Origin of the sequence: Streptomyces sp. (genome assembly GCF_031181705.1) — a bacterium.
Classification (GTDB): domain Bacteria; phylum Actinomycetota; class Actinomycetes; order Streptomycetales; family Streptomycetaceae; genus Streptomyces.
In genome coordinates this window covers 1-16,200 of record NZ_JAPSKN010000125.1, presented here as the reverse complement: position 1 = coordinate 16,200, position 16,200 = coordinate 1, and the positions used below count along the sequence as shown (strand labels likewise).

General features: G+C 71.6%; 11 protein-coding genes and 3 pseudogenes. 5 read left to right on the top strand and 9 right to left on the bottom strand.

Features of this window, described 5'->3' with window-relative positions; translation table 11 throughout:
• Positions 1–309, top strand: a pseudogene (locus RIN80_RS21230) (DUF3533 domain-containing protein); the annotation flags it as partial.
• Between the two features lie 109 nt (positions 310–418).
• Here the strand turns inward: RIN80_RS21230 and RIN80_RS21225 are convergent.
• From RIN80_RS21225 to RIN80_RS21210, 4 genes and pseudogenes are all read right to left on the bottom strand, one after another.
• Positions 419–1,501, bottom strand: a complete 1,083-nt coding sequence (locus RIN80_RS21225) for a S1 family peptidase (protein ID WP_309097214.1) — start codon at positions 1,499–1,501, stop codon at positions 419–421.
• A gap of 347 nt (positions 1,502–1,848) precedes the next feature.
• A complete protein-coding gene (locus tag RIN80_RS21220; protein WP_309097213.1) occupies positions 1,849–2,754 on the bottom strand; it encodes a S1 family peptidase in 906 nt (301 codons plus the stop codon).
• Between the two features lie 212 nt (positions 2,755–2,966).
• Positions 2,967–3,752 (bottom strand): annotated as a pseudogene (locus RIN80_RS21215) (DUF1684 domain-containing protein).
• 28 nt (positions 3,753–3,780) lie between these two features.
• The gene (locus RIN80_RS21210) at positions 3,781–4,989 is read right to left on the bottom strand and encodes a DUF5685 family protein (RefSeq protein WP_309097212.1); all 1,209 of its coding nucleotides are present in this window, start codon (positions 4,987–4,989) and stop codon (positions 3,781–3,783) included.
• A gap of 290 nt (positions 4,990–5,279) precedes the next feature.
• On the opposite strand from RIN80_RS21210, the gene RIN80_RS21205 reads away from it, so the two are divergent.
• A complete protein-coding gene (locus RIN80_RS21205; RefSeq protein WP_309097211.1) occupies positions 5,280–5,717 on the top strand; it encodes a cell division protein SepF in 438 nt (145 codons plus the stop codon).
• A gap of 50 nt (positions 5,718–5,767) precedes the next feature.
• Here the strand turns inward: RIN80_RS21205 and RIN80_RS21200 are convergent, their stop codons facing one another.
• Together RIN80_RS21200 and RIN80_RS21195 are read right to left on the bottom strand one after the other, a co-directional pair.
• A complete protein-coding gene (locus RIN80_RS21200; protein WP_309097215.1) occupies positions 5,768–6,958 on the bottom strand; it encodes an acyl-CoA dehydrogenase family protein in 1,191 nt (396 codons plus the stop codon).
• Between the two features lie 145 nt (positions 6,959–7,103).
• Positions 7,104–8,705 (bottom strand): MFS transporter, encoded by a 1,602-nt coding sequence (locus tag RIN80_RS21195; RefSeq protein ID WP_309097210.1) that lies wholly within the window; start codon positions 8,703–8,705, stop codon positions 7,104–7,106.
• Between the two features lie 263 nt (positions 8,706–8,968).
• On the opposite strand from RIN80_RS21195, the gene RIN80_RS21190 reads away from it, so the two are divergent.
• Together RIN80_RS21190 and RIN80_RS21185 are read left to right on the top strand one after the other, a co-directional pair.
• Positions 8,969–10,255, top strand: coding sequence for a hypothetical protein (locus tag RIN80_RS21190; RefSeq protein WP_309097209.1), 1,287 nt, complete (start codon positions 8,969–8,971; stop codon positions 10,253–10,255).
• Positions 10,256–10,482: 227 nt separating this feature from the next.
• Positions 10,483–11,475: a phosphatase PAP2 family protein gene (locus tag RIN80_RS21185; RefSeq protein WP_309097208.1), complete on the top strand. Its 993-nt coding sequence runs from the start codon at positions 10,483–10,485 to the stop codon at positions 11,473–11,475.
• 75 nt (positions 11,476–11,550) lie between these two features.
• Here the strand turns inward: RIN80_RS21185 and RIN80_RS21180 are convergent, their stop codons facing one another.
• Positions 11,551–11,760, bottom strand: coding sequence for an I78 family peptidase inhibitor (locus RIN80_RS21180; RefSeq protein ID WP_309097207.1), 210 nt, complete (start codon positions 11,758–11,760; stop codon positions 11,551–11,553).
• Between RIN80_RS21180 and ctaD the strand changes: the two are divergent.
• Positions 11,759–13,717, top strand: a pseudogene (gene ctaD / locus RIN80_RS21175) (cytochrome c oxidase subunit I); the annotation flags it as partial. The gene RIN80_RS21180 and the pseudogene ctaD sit on opposite strands and share 2 nt — an antisense overlap.
• Before the next feature lie 43 nt (positions 13,718–13,760).
• Here ctaD and RIN80_RS21170 read toward each other — a convergent pair.
• Together RIN80_RS21170 and RIN80_RS21165 are read right to left on the bottom strand one after the other, a co-directional pair.
• A complete protein-coding gene (locus tag RIN80_RS21170) occupies positions 13,761–14,801 on the bottom strand; it encodes a YafY family protein (protein ID WP_309097206.1) in 1,041 nt (346 codons plus the stop codon).
• 54 nt (positions 14,802–14,855) lie between these two features.
• Positions 14,856–16,145, bottom strand: a complete 1,290-nt coding sequence (locus RIN80_RS21165; protein ID WP_309097205.1) for an ABC transporter substrate-binding protein — start codon at positions 16,143–16,145, stop codon at positions 14,856–14,858.
• Positions 16,146–16,200 lie beyond the last annotated feature (55 nt).

Genomic DNA, 16,200 nt, shown 5'->3' with positions numbered 1-16,200 from the left:
ATCTTCGCCGTGGGAGCGGCCACCCTGGCCCTGCAGGGCCTCTTCGGCACGATCGGCATCGGCCTGGTCATCCTGCTGGTGGTCGTCCTCGGCAACCCGAGCGCGGGCGGCGCCCTGCCCCCACCCCTGCTCCCACCCTTCTGGCGGGCGATCGGCCCGGCCCTGCCCCCGGGCGCCGGCACCTGGTCGACCCGCTCGATCGCCTACTTCGACAACAACGCGATGACCGGCCCCCTCCTCGTACTGGCGGCCTGGGCAGCCGTCGGCACGGCCATCACGATGGCAGCGGCGGCGCGCCGCAGGACGTGAGCCACGACGCTCCGACCCGCACCCGGCGTGAGCCGCGCACCGAGCAGTCGCACCCCCGCGCGAAAGCCCCGCCCCCGGAAACAGAGGGGCGGGGCTCACCGGGCGGCGATCAGCCGATCTGCGTCCCCGTGGCGGACAGCGCCTCGGTCACCGGCTGGAAGAACGTCTCCCCGCCCGAGGTGCAGTCACCACTGCCACCGGACGTGAGCCCGATCGCCTTGTCACCCGAGAACAGCGCCCCTCCGCTGTCCCCCGGCTCCGCGCACACGTCGGTCTGGATCAGCCCGTTCACGATGTCGCCGTTGCCGTAGTTCACGGTGGCGTCCAGCCCCGTGACCTTCCCGTCGTGCACCTGCGTGGTCGACCCGCTCCGCGTGACCTGCATGCCGACGGTCGCCTCCGCGGCACCGGAGATCTTCTGGGTGGACCCGTCGTAGAGGTTCACCTCACTCGGGTGCGCCACGTCCGCGGTGTACTTGACCAGCCCGTAGTCGTTGTCCGGGAAGCTGGAGTCCGCGTTGGTCCCGATCTGGTTGCCGCTGGAGTCGGACCACGTGGAGATGCCCTCGGTGCAGTGCCCGGCGGTCAGGAAGAACGGCTCGCCGCCCTTGACCACGTTGAAGCCCAGCGAGCAGCGGCCGCCGCCCCCGGTGATCGCGTCGCCACCGGCGATGAAGGGCTTGTACTCCCCCCGCGTCCGCTTCAGTTCGGCCTTCGCCCCGAGCCCGTCCACGACCTTCGTCAGCGTCGCCCACTCGGCCTCGGAGACCGTGCGGTCGGCGGTCACCACGACCTTGTTCGTCGTCGGGTCGGTCACCCAGGAGGTGCCGGGGATCGTCGCGTCCTGCTTCAGCGTGCTGCGGGCGCTCCTCAGCTCGGCGAGGGAGTTCGCCACGACTCTCGCCTTGGCGCCGGCCTTCTCGACGGCCTCAGCGGCGGCCTCGTCGAGCACGTTCACCACGAGCGTCCGGCTCCTGGTGTCGTAGTACGTCCCGGCCGAGTCGGCGCCCAGGTCCTCCGCCAGCGCCGAGGCGAGCTTTCCGGCCGCCGCGACGGACAGCGTGCGGGGTGCGGACGCCTCAGGGGTCTCACTGGCGTTCGCGGTCTGCAACGTCACTCCCGCGGCGACGAGTGCGGCGATGCCCGCACCGGCCACGGCTGCACGCCGCCTGGGTATGCGTCGGTGCTTCAACTTCTGTCCTCCTGTGGGGGGTCGGCCCGGGAGGTTGTGGGGACCTGGCCGGACCGGAAGGCTTCGTTGACGAGCGCCCACTATTCCGAGGGCAACGGGGAGCACACAAGGGTGAGTTCGAGACGCGCGTAGACAGCGCTTCGCACGCCCCCTCACTTTGACCGTCCATGGTCAAATCGGACCAATCAACTCCCGTTCCCACTGCAAACATTACGCGTGAGTAATGTGTGCGCACTCTGCGAGATCTGCACGTGGCTGATTTTCGCCCCCGCCGCACAACGGAAAAGGCCCCCGCACGCCGAAGCGCACGGGGGCACAGGATGCTGCGAACTGCGGGCCGAACCGGCCTAGTAGACGCTGACGCCGTAGGCGCTCAGGGCCTCGGTGACCGGCTGGAAGAACGTCGTACCGCCGGAGGAGCAGTTGCCGCTGCCGCCCGAGGTCAGACCGTACGCGGTGCCGTTGCTGCCGTAGAGCGGGCCGCCGGAGTCGCCGGGCTCGGCGCACACCGTGGTCTGGATCAGGCCGGAGACGACGTCGCCGCCGCCGTAGTTGACCGTGGCGTTGAGGGCGGTGACCCGGCCGCTGTGCGTACCGGTCGTGGAACCGTCGCGGATGACGGTGGTGCCCACACTCGGCGTGGCCGCGCGCGTGATGTCCACGCCGTTGGCGGTGCCGGGCCGGCTGACGGAGCCGCTGTAGCGGACGATGCCGTAGTCGTTGCCCGGGAAGCTGGAGCCGGTCGTCGAGCCGATGACCGTGGTGCGGCCGGAGTTGGAGTACCAGGTACCCGCGCCGTCCGTGCAGTGGCCGGCGGTCAGGAAGAACTGCTGGCCGCTGCTGTTCTGGACGTTGAAGCCGAGGGAGCAGCGCCAGCTGCTCGCGTAGATGGCGTCGCCGCCCTGGATCAGCTTGTTGAACTTGCCGGGCGTGCGCTTGATCGTCAGCGCGTCGGCGTTGCCGCCGGCCTGCTGCTTGATCTTCGCGATCTCGGCCTGGCTGACCGTGCTGTCGACCGTGACGAGCACGCGGTTGGTCTTGCTGTCGACGGCCCAGGCGGTGCCCGGGATGTCGGCCTTGAGTATGGAGCTGCTGGCGCTCTTGAGCTCGGCGGCGCTGAAGGTGCTCGGGGTGTCGGCCGCGTTCGCGCTGGGGATCGCGATCGCTGCAGCGGCGACGAGGCCGGTGGAAACGGCGATCAGCCGGGTCCGTCTCGAAATGCCGCTACGGGGGGTGGTGCGCTTGATCCTCACTTTTCGTTCCTCCACAAAGGAAGTCGGGGGCCCTCGTGGGGTTGTGGGCCCGTGAGGCGCAGTCCGGGACCGGCTGTCCGGATTCCGAACACACCGTGTCCCTGACAAGCGCTGAGGGGGAGTATTCGGCCGAACGGCCGGTCGGCGCAAGGGTGCCTTTCGGCCGTCAACCTTTGAACGATCTTCGCGTGCAGCCCCTCGGGACACACCCGTCACCCGAGTGTGCGCTCTCCGGCGGCAATTGCGACATCCAGGGCGTTCCCCGGCGGCGGAAAGGGGCGGACAAAGGGGGCAGCGAAGACGCACGGCGGCAGCAGCGCCCGGCCGAAGTCGACCGCCGTGCGCCCCTCGGCGTCCGGTGCGCCGGCCGCGGGAACCGGAAGCGGAAACTGCCGTTCCCGCTGGTGGCGTCGGCCAACACGGCCCACGGCGAACCGTTCTGTTCGACCGTCACCTGACCGCTCAGCCCCCGGCCGTCCAGCTCGAAGGCCAACTCCCCGCCCAGCCCGAGCCCTCGCTCGCCCCCGTCGGCGTTCGGCACCCGAACGGTACGGGCGCCGGCGTCGTGAGGCGTGAAGCGCCCGGGCACCACCCGGCGCGGGTCGTACGGCGTGACGCGCAGGCCGCGGAACGCCCGGCGCGCGAAGGACTCCGGGGCGTAGTCCCGCACGCCCCACACCTCCTCGCGCACCAGCACAACCAGCCTCCACTCGCCGTACGCCACGCGCGCCCGGCCGGCCGGTCCCGGGTCGGTCCTGAGCCGCACCTCGCCGGTGAACGGCTGTTCGCCCACCGTCAGACCGTCCGTTTCGGCGGCGACCGGCACGACCGCGCCACCATCGGCTCGCCAGAGCCCGGGGATGTCCGGAAGTCGACCATCCGGATAGTCCGGGATCCCGTGCCTGCCGACGCGGGCGAGCGGCCCACAAGGGGGCCGGCACCGTCTCGACGCGCCGCTCGTGCCGACGCCGCCAGTCCTCGGATGCGTCCGTCGGCATAGGGGCGGCCCTGCCGGACGGGGACGGGTCAGCAGTCGCAGGGGCAGCAGCAGTCGCAGCCGCCGCAGTCGCAGTCCCGGCAGCAGCCCTCGCGCTTCTTGCGGGACCAGGGCCCCTCGTACTCCTTGGCGCAGCACAGCTTGCAGGTGCAGCACAGCAGCCAGAACATCCCGCAACCGGCCCAGAACCCGCGCCGCGGCGGCTGGGGCACCGGCGCGCCCCCACCGAAACCACCACCGCCGAAACCACCCCCGCCGTAGGGGTTGCCTCCCCCGCCCGCGTAAGGGTGCTGCGGAGAGCCGTACGCCCCCTGCTGCCCGTACGGTCCCTGCGGCGGCTGCTGTCCGTACGGTCCGCCGCCCTGGTGCGACGCGCACACCGGCACCGTGCCGAACGCCCGGTCCACCGAACGCCGCAGTTCGTGCACGAGCAGCAGGTGCACGAGCTTCGCGTCGGCGAACTCGGCGTCCCGCAGCGCGAGTCGCACCCCCTGGACCGCGTCCTCGGCGAGCCGCCGGACCTCGGTCAGGGGCGTGCCCGTCGCGGCGATCGGGTTCCAGGCGCCGGACGCGGCGTCGGCGTGCAGGTCCTCCACGGCGTCCAGGAGATGGGCGAGGCGCCCGAAGAGACGTCCGGCCTCGGCGAGCGGCCCGGCGTTGTGCGGCCGGCCGGCGAGGACGGCCGTGTGCGCGAAGGCGGCGGCGGTCGCGGTCTCGGTCGGTTCGGTGACCGTCAGCAGTGGCGTCCCGGGCCCGGCCAGCGCCTCGATGCCGCTCTGCCGGTCCACGGCGTCGACCAGGACGGCCGTGTCGAAGCCGACGGCGGAGCCGGTGCGCGCCCCGGCCCGGTCCCAGCCCGCGGCGACCCGGCGCGCGGCGCGCGCGACCGGCGCGCGGGCCAGCAGCCCGTCGCCGTCGACGACGTGGTCGCGCACCTTGGCGGAGGCCAGCACCAGCGAGACGGCCGCGGCGAGCCGCGCGCCCTCGCCGTGCGCGACGGAGGCGGTGCGCATTCCGCGCAGCGGGCACGGACCGGCCTTGCGCCGCCCTGCACCGGGCAGCTCGGTCTGAGCCTCCGTCAAAACCGATATCAGGAGCCCGTCATAGTTCGTCACGATTCGAGCGAACTGTCCGTGGTCTCCGCGCAGCGCGAGACACAGTCCGCACAAATGCGCCATCCACTGGCTGGTGAGCTTCTCCCCGAGATGGTGTCTGCAGGGCCTGACGATTCCGAACACGGCGCTCCCCCGAGCTTCATTGCGACGCCTGGCTGCGGCATCGTATCGGCCCGCGCATTCACCCGTACGCCCCGGCCGTCACCCGGACGCCGAGAAGAATCATATTTCACTCACAGTCAGCAGCCGTTTGAGAAACGACCCTTGGGACACACGGACTCTCGACGGATTCGCTGTGCACCAGTACCGTCACAAACCCCCCGCGCGGCGTCTATCCACTTGGCGCGCCATCCGCATCATGGACGACCATAGGGATGCGGAAAGCAGAAAGACCGCTGTGAGAGGAGGCGTCCATGGGATCGGTACGCAAGGCAAGTGCCTGGCTTGGCCTCGTCGACGACAACGAAGACGAGCGTTACTACGACGACGACTACTCCGACGGGACCGAGCCCGGGGAGGCCTGGGTCACTGATCCGCGCGTCAAGGTGGCCACGGACGTCGCCGAGGAGAAGGGCCGCCGCATCGGCACGGTGACCCCGGACAGCTTCCGGGACGCCCGGGCGATCGGCGAGCTGTTCCGCGAGGGCGTGCCCGTCATCATGAACCTCACGGCCATGGAGGCCGCCGACGCCAAGCGTGTGGTCGACTTCGCGGCCGGGCTCATCTTCGGCCTGCGCGGCTCGATCGAGAGAGTGTCCACCCGGGTGTTCCTGCTGACCCCCGCCCACACGGAGATCGTGAACGGCGACCCGGCCGCGCACCGCGCGGACGGCTTCTTCAACCAGAGCTAGGGCAGGGCCGCTCACCGGCCCTGCCCCCCCGCAGGGTCACCGGACCGGGTCTACCGGAAGGCGTCGAGTCCGGTGAGCGCCTTGCCCAGCACGAGCTGGTGCATCTCGACGGTGCCCTCGTAGGTGAGCACCGACTCCAGATTCGTGGCGTGCCGCATGACGGGATATTCCAGGGAGATCCCGTTGGCCCCGAGGATCGTGCGGGCCGTACGGCAGATCTCGATCGCCTCCCGCACGTTGTTGAGCTTGCCGAAGCTGACCTGCTCGGGACGCAGGCGGCCGGCGTCCATCCGCCGCCCCAGATGGTGGGCGAGCAGAATCCCCTTGTGCAGTTCCACCGCCATGTCGGCGAGTTTGGCCTGGGTGAGCTGGAAGCCCCCGATCGGCCGGCCGAACTGCTCCCGTGACTTCGCGTAGTCGACCGCCGCCTCGAAACAGCTGCGGGCCGCGCCCATGGCGCCCCAGACGATCCCGTACCGGGCGTGGGACAGGCAGCTGAGCGGTCCGCGCAGGCCGGTGACGTCCGGCAGGACGGCGTCGGCGGGCAGCCGTACGTCGTCCATGACCAGCTCGCTGGTGACGGAGGCGCGCAGGGACCACTTGTGCTTGATCTCCGGCGCGGAGAAGCCGTCGCTGTCGGTGGGCACGGCGAAACCGCGGATGCCGTCCTCTGTCTGCGCCCACACGACGGCCACCCCGGCGACCGAGCCGTTGGTGATCCACATCTTGCGGCCGTTGAGGATCCAGTCCGTGCCGTCGCGCTTGGCGTACGTGCGCAGGGAGGCGGGGTCGGAGCCGTGGTCGGGCTCGGTGAGCCCGAAGCAGCCGATGACCTCGCCGGCGGCCATGCGGGGCAGCCACCGCCGCTTCTGCTCCTCGCTGCCGAAGCGGTGGATGGCGTACATGGCGAGGGAGCCCTGCACGGAGACGAGGGAGCGGATGCCGGAGTCCGCGGCCTCCAGTTCCAGGCAGGCCAGGCCGTACTGCACGGCGCTCGCACCGGCACAGCCGTATCCCTCCAGGGACATGCCGAGGGCGCCGATGCTCCCGAGCTCCCTGGCCAGCTCCCTGATCCCCGGCAGTTCGCCCGTCTCGTACCACTCGGCGACGTACGGCAGCACCCGGTCCGCGGCCCAGGACCGCACGGTGTCCCTGATACCGAGGTCCTCCGGCTCCAGCAGGTCGTCCAGTCCGAGCGGATCGCCGGGATCGAAGGGAGGCAGCTTGGACGAACCGGACATGATCGACATCCCTCCGAGACTCTTCAACTAGCACCGCTAGTCAAGACGCTACGACCTCGGCCCGCCCACACACCACCCCTACCTGCCGACCAGGAGGACGACTCGGGCGGCGGCTACGGGCGGCGCGCGGGTGGGCGAAGGGGCGTCATACCGAGACGCGGGACTCCGCCGCGTCCCTCGGCGCGGGCACCTCCACCGGCCCCGCCTCGCACTGCATGACCCGCGGCAACCGCAGCGCCATCGCCGCCCCCAGCAGCAGCAACCCCGCGCTCACCAGCAACGTCACATGCAGCCCGTGCACGAACGCGTCCCGCGCCGCATGCCGCAGGGCGGTCCCGGCCACCCCGCCCAGCTGCGCGGCGACCTCGTACGCCTCCCCCAGCGAATGCCCCGCCGCGGACGACGCCGGCGCCGGAACACCCGGCACGCCCGACAATCCCGGTGCGTACGCCGCGTTCATCACCGTGCCCAGCAGGGCGATCCCGATCCCCGCCCCCAGCTGGTACGACGTCTCCCCGATCGCCGCCGCCCCGCCGGCCTGCTCCGGCGGCGCCTCGCTCAGCATCGACTCGTACGCCCCGAACAGCGTCGTCTCCAAGCCGAAGCCCAGCAGCACGAACCCGCTCACCATCAGCGCGCAGTCGTCGGTCGGCCCCAGCGCCGTGAGCAGCACCACAGCGAACGCCGTCAGGCAGAACCCGGCGCACACCATCCGCCGCGGCCCGAACCGCCGCAGCATCCGCGCCCCGGCCAGCCCGGCCGCCATCGCCGCGAACGTCAGCGGCAGCAGCCGCAGCCCCGTCTCCAGCGGCGACAGTCCGAGCACCAGCTGCAGGTACTGCGCCGCGATGAGCTCAAGACCCACCAGCGCGAGCATCGCCAGCACGATGCACCCGACGGACGTGCTGAACGCCGGCCGCGCGAACATCGTGAGGTCGACCAGCGGATGCGTCCGCCGCCGCTGCCGACGCACGAACGCGATCAGCAGCGCCGCGCCCACCACCAGCGGCAGCACGGTGGCCGGGCTCCCCACCGACTCCCCGCCCCCGAGCCGCTTGACGCCCAGGACCGCACCGAACAGACCGGCCGCCGCCATCAGCGCGCCGACCACGTCCCAGGGCCCGTCGCGCTCGCCCTTCGACTCGGGCAGCAGCAGCCGCCCCACCGGGAGGCTGACCAGCATCAACGGGATGTTGACGAGGAAGACCGAACCCCACCAGAAGTGCTCCAGCAGGAAACCGCCGAGCAGCGGCCCGACCGCCGCGCCGACCGCGGCCACGGCGCTCCAGACGCCGATCGCGAGCGCCCGCTCGCGCCGGTCGGGGAAGACCTGCCGCAGGATCGACAGCGTCGCGGGCATGATCATCGCGCCGCCGACGCCGAGCAGCGCCCGCGCCACGATCAGCACCTGGGCGTTGTCGGCCAGGGCCGCGAGGCCCGAGGCGACGCCGAACAGCGCGTAGCCGAGGAGCAGGATCCGCCTGCGGCCGACGCGGTCGCCGAGCGTGCCGAAGAGGATCAGCAGCGAGGCGCAGACCAGCGGGTAGACGTCGACGATCCAGAGCAGCTCTATCCCGCCGGGCCTGAGGTCCTCGGTGACGGCGGGGACCGCCACGTGCAGCACGGTGGCGTCGACGGCGACCAGCAGCAGGCTGACGCAGAGGACGACCAGAACCACCCAGCGGTTGGCACCGGCCCCGGCCGCCCGACGGCGCAGCGCAGCGGCGGCCGTGGTCGTCCCGGACATGTACGTACCTCCAAGATGTGCCTCGCGATCGGCGGGCTCACGGGGTGGGGGACGCCCCCGCGACTCGGCCGGAGAGGAGCGGTGGTCTCCGGCCCGCGCAAACGAAAAGCGAGTGGCACGTCAGCGTACGCGAGTCCGCGCCGGTGCCTAGTGGCGGACCTCTCACACATCCCGCGGAAGGATGTGGCGTACACCACTGTCCTCTCCGTCCAGCACGCCCCCGCCCGACCGGCCGGTTCCCGCTGCGGTCGATAATCGGGCCCGTGACCGATCTTGAGACGCGCGCGGCCCCGGCCCGCGCCGGGGCGCTGCGCCGGGCGGCTCCGGCGCTCCTCGGGTACGCGGCCGTCCGCGCCCTGGGTCTGCTCGCCCTGTTCGTGTGGAGCGCGGCGCGGGACAAGAGCGCGTACACCCTGCTGACGGCCCGCTGGGACGCGCTGTGGTACGTCCGGGTCGCCGAGCTGGGCTACGGCTACGAGGTGCGTCTGGCCAACGGGGACGTGCATTCGAACCTGGCGTTCTTCCCGTTGCTGCCCTGGCTGGAGCGGCTGGTGGCCGCGGTGTCGCCGCTGTCGTACGCCGACGGCGGGTTCCTCGTCAGCCTGCTGGCCTCGGTCGGCGCGGCCTGGGGGATCTTCGCGGTGGCGGACCACGTGTACGGCCGCCGGGCGGGGGTGTGCGCGGTGCTGCTGTGGGCCGTGCTGCCCGTCGGGATCGTGCAGTCGATGGCGTACAGCGAGTCGCTGTTCACCGCGCTCGCGGCGTGGTCGCTGTACGCGGTGCTGACCGGCCGCTGGGTGACGGCGGGCGCGCTGGCCCTGGCGGCCGGGCTGACCCGGCCGGTGGGGACGGCGGTGGCGGCGGCGGTGTGGGTGGCGGCGATCGCCTCCTTCCTCGCGGAGCGGCGCGCGGCCGGCGCGGAACGGAACGGGCGCGCGACCGCCGCCGAGCGGGGAAGGCGCGCGAACACCGCCGAGCGGAACGGGCGCGCGACCGCCGTCGTGGAGGGGCGCGGGTCCGAGGCGCACGGTGTGCCCGGCCCGGCGGCCCCCCGGGCCCGTCGTGTCCTCGGCATGCTCCTCGCTCCCCTCGGCACCGCCGGCTACGTGCTCTGGGTCGGCCACCGCACCGGCGAGGGCCCGCTCGGCTATCTCGACGTGCAGGCGGGATGGCGCAACGGCTTCGACGGCGGCTACGCCTTCGCCCGGTTCGCCGCCGGGAAGTTCACCTCGTTCCCCTCGGCGCTCGCCGGTGCGGGGCTGCTCCTCGGGGTCGTGTCAGTCGTCTGGCTGTACGCGGTCGGCGTTCGTCAGCGCCAGCCGCTGCCGCTGCTCGTCTACACCGGGGTCGTCACCGCGCTCGCCCTGTGCGCGTCGAGCTACTTCGGCTCGAAACCGCGGCTGCTCATGCCCGCCTTCCCCCTCCTGCTGCCGCTCGCCCTGGCCCTGGCGAGGCAGCGTACGCGCAGGTCAGTGGGGGTGCTGGGGGTCACAGCCGTCGTCTGTGCGGGGTACGGGGCGTTCTGGCTGAACGGCTCCGGTCCGCCCTGACCGGCTGTGAGCGCCGGGAGAATTCCGGCCCATCCCCCGGTGAACGAATTCAAAAGCGCAATAAAACCCGCCCCCAGAATGATCAAAGGAATTGAAGGCCGCAGCGCCCAGCGATTGTGGATTCGCTGGAAATAAACCTGCTCCTGAGAGGAATCCCACATCACATCGTCATCACAAAGCCGTTGATTCGACCGGGATCCGAGCTCACTCGCTGTAACGTCGATTGGGTGCGTACCGAACCGAAGCTCACCCGTCTGGACCGGGTGTTCGCCCGGCTGGACCGTGAGCCGGAACGACCGGCCCACATCGATGTGCCGAAGATGAGCAGACACCGCATCGTGCTCCTCGCGGCGACGCTCGCCTTCTACGGCGCCATCGTGTGGGCCGTGGTGATCACGTCCTGGCTGGTCCGGCTCGACTGGCAGGTGATGTTCTTCCGGCCGTACCAGCAGTGGTCGGAGATCCACTGGTTCGTCGACTACTACGTCGTGCTCGGCCAGCGCGGCCCGACCGCCGTGATGGTCGCGGCCTGGCTGGGCTGGCGCTCCTGGCGGCAGCACACCCTGCGCCCGCTGCTCGCCCTCGGCGTCTCGCTGCTGCTGCTGAACGTCACGGTCGGCGCGGCGAAGTACGGCATGGGCCGGCTGGGCCCGCACTACGCGACCGTGATCGGTTCGAACGAGATGTGGCGCGGCGGCGATATATTTCCGAGCGGTCACACCGCCAACGCCGTGGTGACCTGGGGAATCCTGGCCTACATGGCCTCCACCCCGAGAGCGCGCCGCTGGCTGTCCGCCGTGTCCGCCGTGACTTCGCTCGGCGTCGGCATGGCCACCGTCTACCTCGGTACGCACTGGCTGAGCGATGTACTGCTCGGCTGGGCCGCGGGCCTGCTGATCCTGCTGGCCCTGCCCTGGTTCGAGCCGCTGATCGCCCGCAGCGAGGCCCGGATCCTCGATCTGCGCGACCGCTGGCGGGACCGCCGCAGCGCCGCGGCCGCCCCCGTCACCGTGCCGCCCGTGGTGGTCACGCCGCTGCCCGTAGACCGGGACGACGTGCCGGCCCGCTCCTCCCGGGCCCCCGTCTACCTGGCGCCGGGCCCGCACACGGCCCGCTCCGAGCGCACGCCGATCACCCCGGCAGGCAGCCGCCGTCCACCCCACCCCGAGCGGCACCCGCGCGGCTCCGCCTCCTCGGCCCGCCCCCTCACGGGCGGCTGACCACATCCCGGTACGCACCCCGGCCGGCGGTGCGAAGGCCCCGGTTCCGCGCGGAACCGGGGCCTTCGCCGGGTCTCAGCCCTTCCAGGCCCGGGCGACCCGGCCGCCCTTGACCTCGAAGTTCAGCCGTCCCACCCGGTACTCCATGGTGATGATCGTCCCCGGCGGCAGGGAACGCACCGTGGGCCAGCCGCGCTCGCGCGCGAGGCGTTCGGCCCGGCCGGCCTCCAGGCCGACATAGGCGTCCGGGCTGTCGTCGGGTTCCGCGGAAGGTGTCGGTGCCATGCCGCCACGCTATGTCCTGTCCGTCGGGCACGGAAGTCCGGGCCCGCACCGGCGGTCACTGTCCGCTCCCGGTCACGCTTCTGTCACAAGATCACGACAGGCGTTTCGGGCGGTGCCGGTCACACGGACGAGCGGTTCCGTAGGCCTTCCGCAGGCATTCGGCCGTAATTCCCGCGCGTTCCGTGAGCCCCTGGAAAAGACCGGCGGAAAGGGCGGGGAGAAGTGCTCCGCGCGCCTGCCTCCATTCCGGCGCCGGACCGGCCGGGCAGAGCCGGCGCCGCGCGGGAAATGCAGGCCTCCGGCACGGAAGAGGCCGGTACGCCCCCTGTCCGGGCCGCGGCGACGCGAGCATCATGGCGTGAGCTCGCGGGTACGTCAGGCGCGGGCTGCGGCGGGCCCGGCACGTGAGGAGCGAAGGGGCGAGCGAGCGATGGGGACGCAGACCGTACAGGCGACGGTGGAGCCCGAGCAGCGGACGCGGCACGGCCGGGTGGTGGTCGACTGGCTCACGACGACGGACCACAAGAAGATCGGTCACCTCTACCTGGTCACGGCGTTCGTGTTCTTCCTGGTCGCCGGGGTCATGGCGCTGCTGATGCGGGCCGAACTGGCCCGCCCCGGCCTGCAGATCATCGACAACGAGCAGTTCAACCAGGCGTTCACGATGCACGGCACGATCATGCTGCTGCTGTTCGCCACCCCGACCTTCGCGGGCTTCGCCAACGAGCTGATGCCGTTGCAGATCGGCGCGCCCGACGTGGCCTTCCCACGGCTGAACATGTTCTCGTACTGGCTGTTCCTGTTCGGCGGGCTCATGGTGCTCGGCTCGCTGCTGGTGCCCTCGGGCCCGGCCGACTTCGGCTGGACGGCCTACGCCCCGCTCAACAGCGCGGAGCGCTCGCCGGGCATCGGGGCCGACCTGTGGATCATGGGGCTGGCCCTGTCGGGTTTCGGCACGATCCTCGGCGCGGTCAACTTCATCACCACGATCATCGGGATGCGCGCCCCGGGCATGACGATGTTCCGGATGCCGATCTTCGTGTGGAACACCCTGTTCACGTCGATCCTGATCCTGATGGCGTTCCCGGTGCTGGCGGCGGCGCTGCTGGTGCTGGAGGCGGACCGGCGGTTCGGCTCGCAGGTGTTCGACGCGGCCAACGGCGGGGCGATCCTGTGGCAGCACCTGTTCTGGTTCTTCGGCCACCCCGAGGTGTACATCATCGCGCTGCCGTTCTTCGGCATCATCACGGAGATCATCCCGGTCTTCAGCCGCAAGCCGCTGTTCGGCTACCTGACGCTGGTCGGGGCGACGATGGCGATCACCGGCCTGTCGATGATCGTGTGGGCGCACCACATGTTCGCCACCGGCGCGGTGCTGCTGCCGTTCTTCTCGTTCATGAGCTTCCTGATCGCGGTGCCGACGGGCGTGAAGATCTTCAACTGGGCCGGCACCATGATGAAGGGCTCGCTGTCGTTCGAGACGCCGATGCTGTGGGCGGCGGGCTTCCTGGTGACGTTCCTGTTCGGCGGGCTGACCGGGGTGATCCTGGCCTCGCCGCCGCTGGACTTCCATGTGACGGACACGTACTTCGTGGTCGCGCACTTCCACTACGTGGTCTTCGGCACGGTCGTCTTCGCGATCTTCGCCGGGTTCTACTTCTGGTGGCCCAAGTTCACCGGGAAGATGCTCGACGAGCGGCTCGGCAAGATCCACTTCTGGACGCTGTTCGTCGGCTTCCACACCACGTTCCTGGTGCAGCACTGGCTGGGCGCCGAGGGCATGCCCCGCCGGTACGCCGACTACCTCGCGGCGGACGGCTTCACGGCGCTCAACACCGTGTCGACGATCGGCGCCTTCCTGCTCGGCATGTCGACGCTGCCGTTCCTCTACAACGTGTGGAAGACGGCCAAGTACGGCGAGAAGGTCGAGGTCGACGACCCCTGGGGCTTCGGCCGTTCCCTGGAGTGGGCGACCTCCTGCCCGCCGCCGCGGCACAACTTCACGACACTGCCCCGGATCCGGTCGGAGTCGCCGGCGTTCGACCTGCACCATCCGCAGTACGCGGCGGTGACTGCGCAGCCCGAGCCAGAGCGCCATCAAGCCGGTCGCGAGTCCTCCTGACCGCGTCGACCAGTTCGACCGGCTCCAGCACCTCGAACTCGAAGCCCAGCATGACGACGTGGATGACCATCACATCGAGGCTGCCGGCCCCGCAGCGCAGCAGGCAGGTGTCCGGACCCTCGGCCTCCAGCACTCCGGCGGAGGGCGAGATGTGCGCGGCGGCCTCCTCCAGGGGCGCCAGCAACCGTACGACGCCGTGGGTGGCGTACGCGCGCGTGGAGACGCCCTGGGAGACGTAGGCGGCCAAATCCTCGGCGGGCGGGTCGCGGGGGACGAAGCGCGGGCCGTGCGGAGGCCTGGGGGTGATGCGGTCGACGCGGAAGGTGCGCCAGTCCTCGCGGTCGAGGTCCCAGGCGACCAGGTACCAGCGGCGTTCGGTGCACACCAGCCGGTGCGGTTCGACGCTGCGGCGGGACGGGGTGCCGTCGTGGCCCTCGTAGGCGAAGCGGAGCCGTTCGGCGTCCCGGCACAGGTGCGCCAGTTCGGTGAGGACGGCCGGGTCGACCGAGGAGGGCAGCGAGCCGCGCAGCATCGGCACGGTGACGGCGTTGAGGGCGCTCACCCGGCGGCGCAGCCGGCTGGGCAGCACCTGCTCCAGTTTGGCCAGGGCACGCACGGAGGTCTCGCCGATGCCCTCGATGCCCTGGCCGGCGGCGGTGCGCAGCCCGACCGCCACGGCGACCGCCTCGTCGTCGTCCAGGAGCAGCGGCGGCAGCTGAGCGCCGGCGCCGAGCTGGTAGCCGCCGCCGGTGCCGGGGCTGGCGTTGACCGGGTAACCGAGTTCGCGCAGCCGGTCGACGTCCCGGCGCAGGGTGCGGGCGCTGACCCCGAGCCGGCCGGCCAGGTCGGCGCCGGACCACTCGCGGTGGGCCTGGAGCAGGGACAGCAGACGCAGCAGGCGTGCCGAGGTCTCCAACATGGGGGCGAGTCTGCCAGCCGTTGCGGACAGCCACTGTCCTCAAGGCGTCTGCCCTCACGGCGCGTAGGCCAGTTGCGGGACGGGGAAGCAGGTGCGGTTCATGTCGCCCTGGGTGACCCAGCCCCTGCCGTCCTGCCAGCGGGCCACGGACAGGCAGGTCTCCCTGGTCCTGGGCGGTTCGGGCAGGCGGGCGAAGTCGACCGGGAGGAGCAGTCCGCCGGCGGTGTAGCCCCGGCTTCGGTCCATCCAGGCGTCGACGCACGCGCGCGTGATGCCGCTCTTCGCGCAGGACCGCGCGGCGTCGGTGAACCAGCGGGCGGCCGCCCAGCCCTCCAGCTGCCACTGGGAGTGCGTCTTCAGGCCTCTCGTCGCCGCGCGGAACTCCCGTACGGCCGGGTGGCCCACGTCCTCGAAGTTGCGGCTGGCGCCGGTGGCCCACAGGGCGTTGCGGCAGCGCGGGGCGTCCTCGTAGGCGTCGGGGACGGCGGACGTCCAGTTCTGCACGTTGGTGACCTTGGCGGTGACGTCGGCGCCGACCTCGTCCATGGCCCGGCACAGGCGGGCGTTGCCATGCCCGTCGATGGCGTCGAAGACCAGGTCGACGCCCTGTTCCTGCAGATCGGCCGCGACGGCACGGAAGTTGGGCAGGGCGAAGTCGACCTGCTCGGTGACGACCCGGTAGCCCTCGGCGCGCAGGCCCCGCTCGACGAGCCGGGCGTAGGCGGCCGAGGCGGACTGGTTGTAGGAGACGACGGCGGCGGTCCGGGCGCCGTGCTCGCGCTTGAAGTAGCGGTAGACCTCGGTGCCTCCGTACAGCTTCCCGTCCCAGCCCGGGGTGCCGCGGCGGGGCGCGAGGCTGCCGTAGATGCCGTAGAGGTGGGGGTGGGTGTCGTAGGCGGCGCCGATGGGCTGGCCGCCGATGTCGGGCACCCGCGCGCGGGAGACGCGGGAGGCGCCCGCGTAGTCGAGGGCGGTGGTGGCGACCAGGGCGAGGACCTTCTCCTGCTCGACGAGCTTGTCGACGCACTCGTTGTTGCCGACGCCGCTGCCCCCGTCGTCGCACAGGCGCACCTCGACCCGGCGCCCGTCGACGCCGCCGCGCGCGTTGAGCCGGTCGAAGTAGGCTTTGGCCCCGTCGCGCGGACCGGTGAAGGCGCTGCCGCCGACCGGGCTGGTGGCGCTGGCGATGATGCCGACCCTCAGGGGCGCGGTGTCGCGGGACGGCGCGGGCGTGCGGTCCTCGCGCGTGAAGTCGCTCTCCGGGAGGCGGCTGCCGCAGGCCGCGCTCAGGGCGAGCAGCAGCACCGCGGCGAGCGCCTCAACAGCCCGGGACGGGCGACCCATTGCCGCTCATCCGGACCAGCGAGCAGAGGGTCTTGACGGACACCTTCCAGGTGCC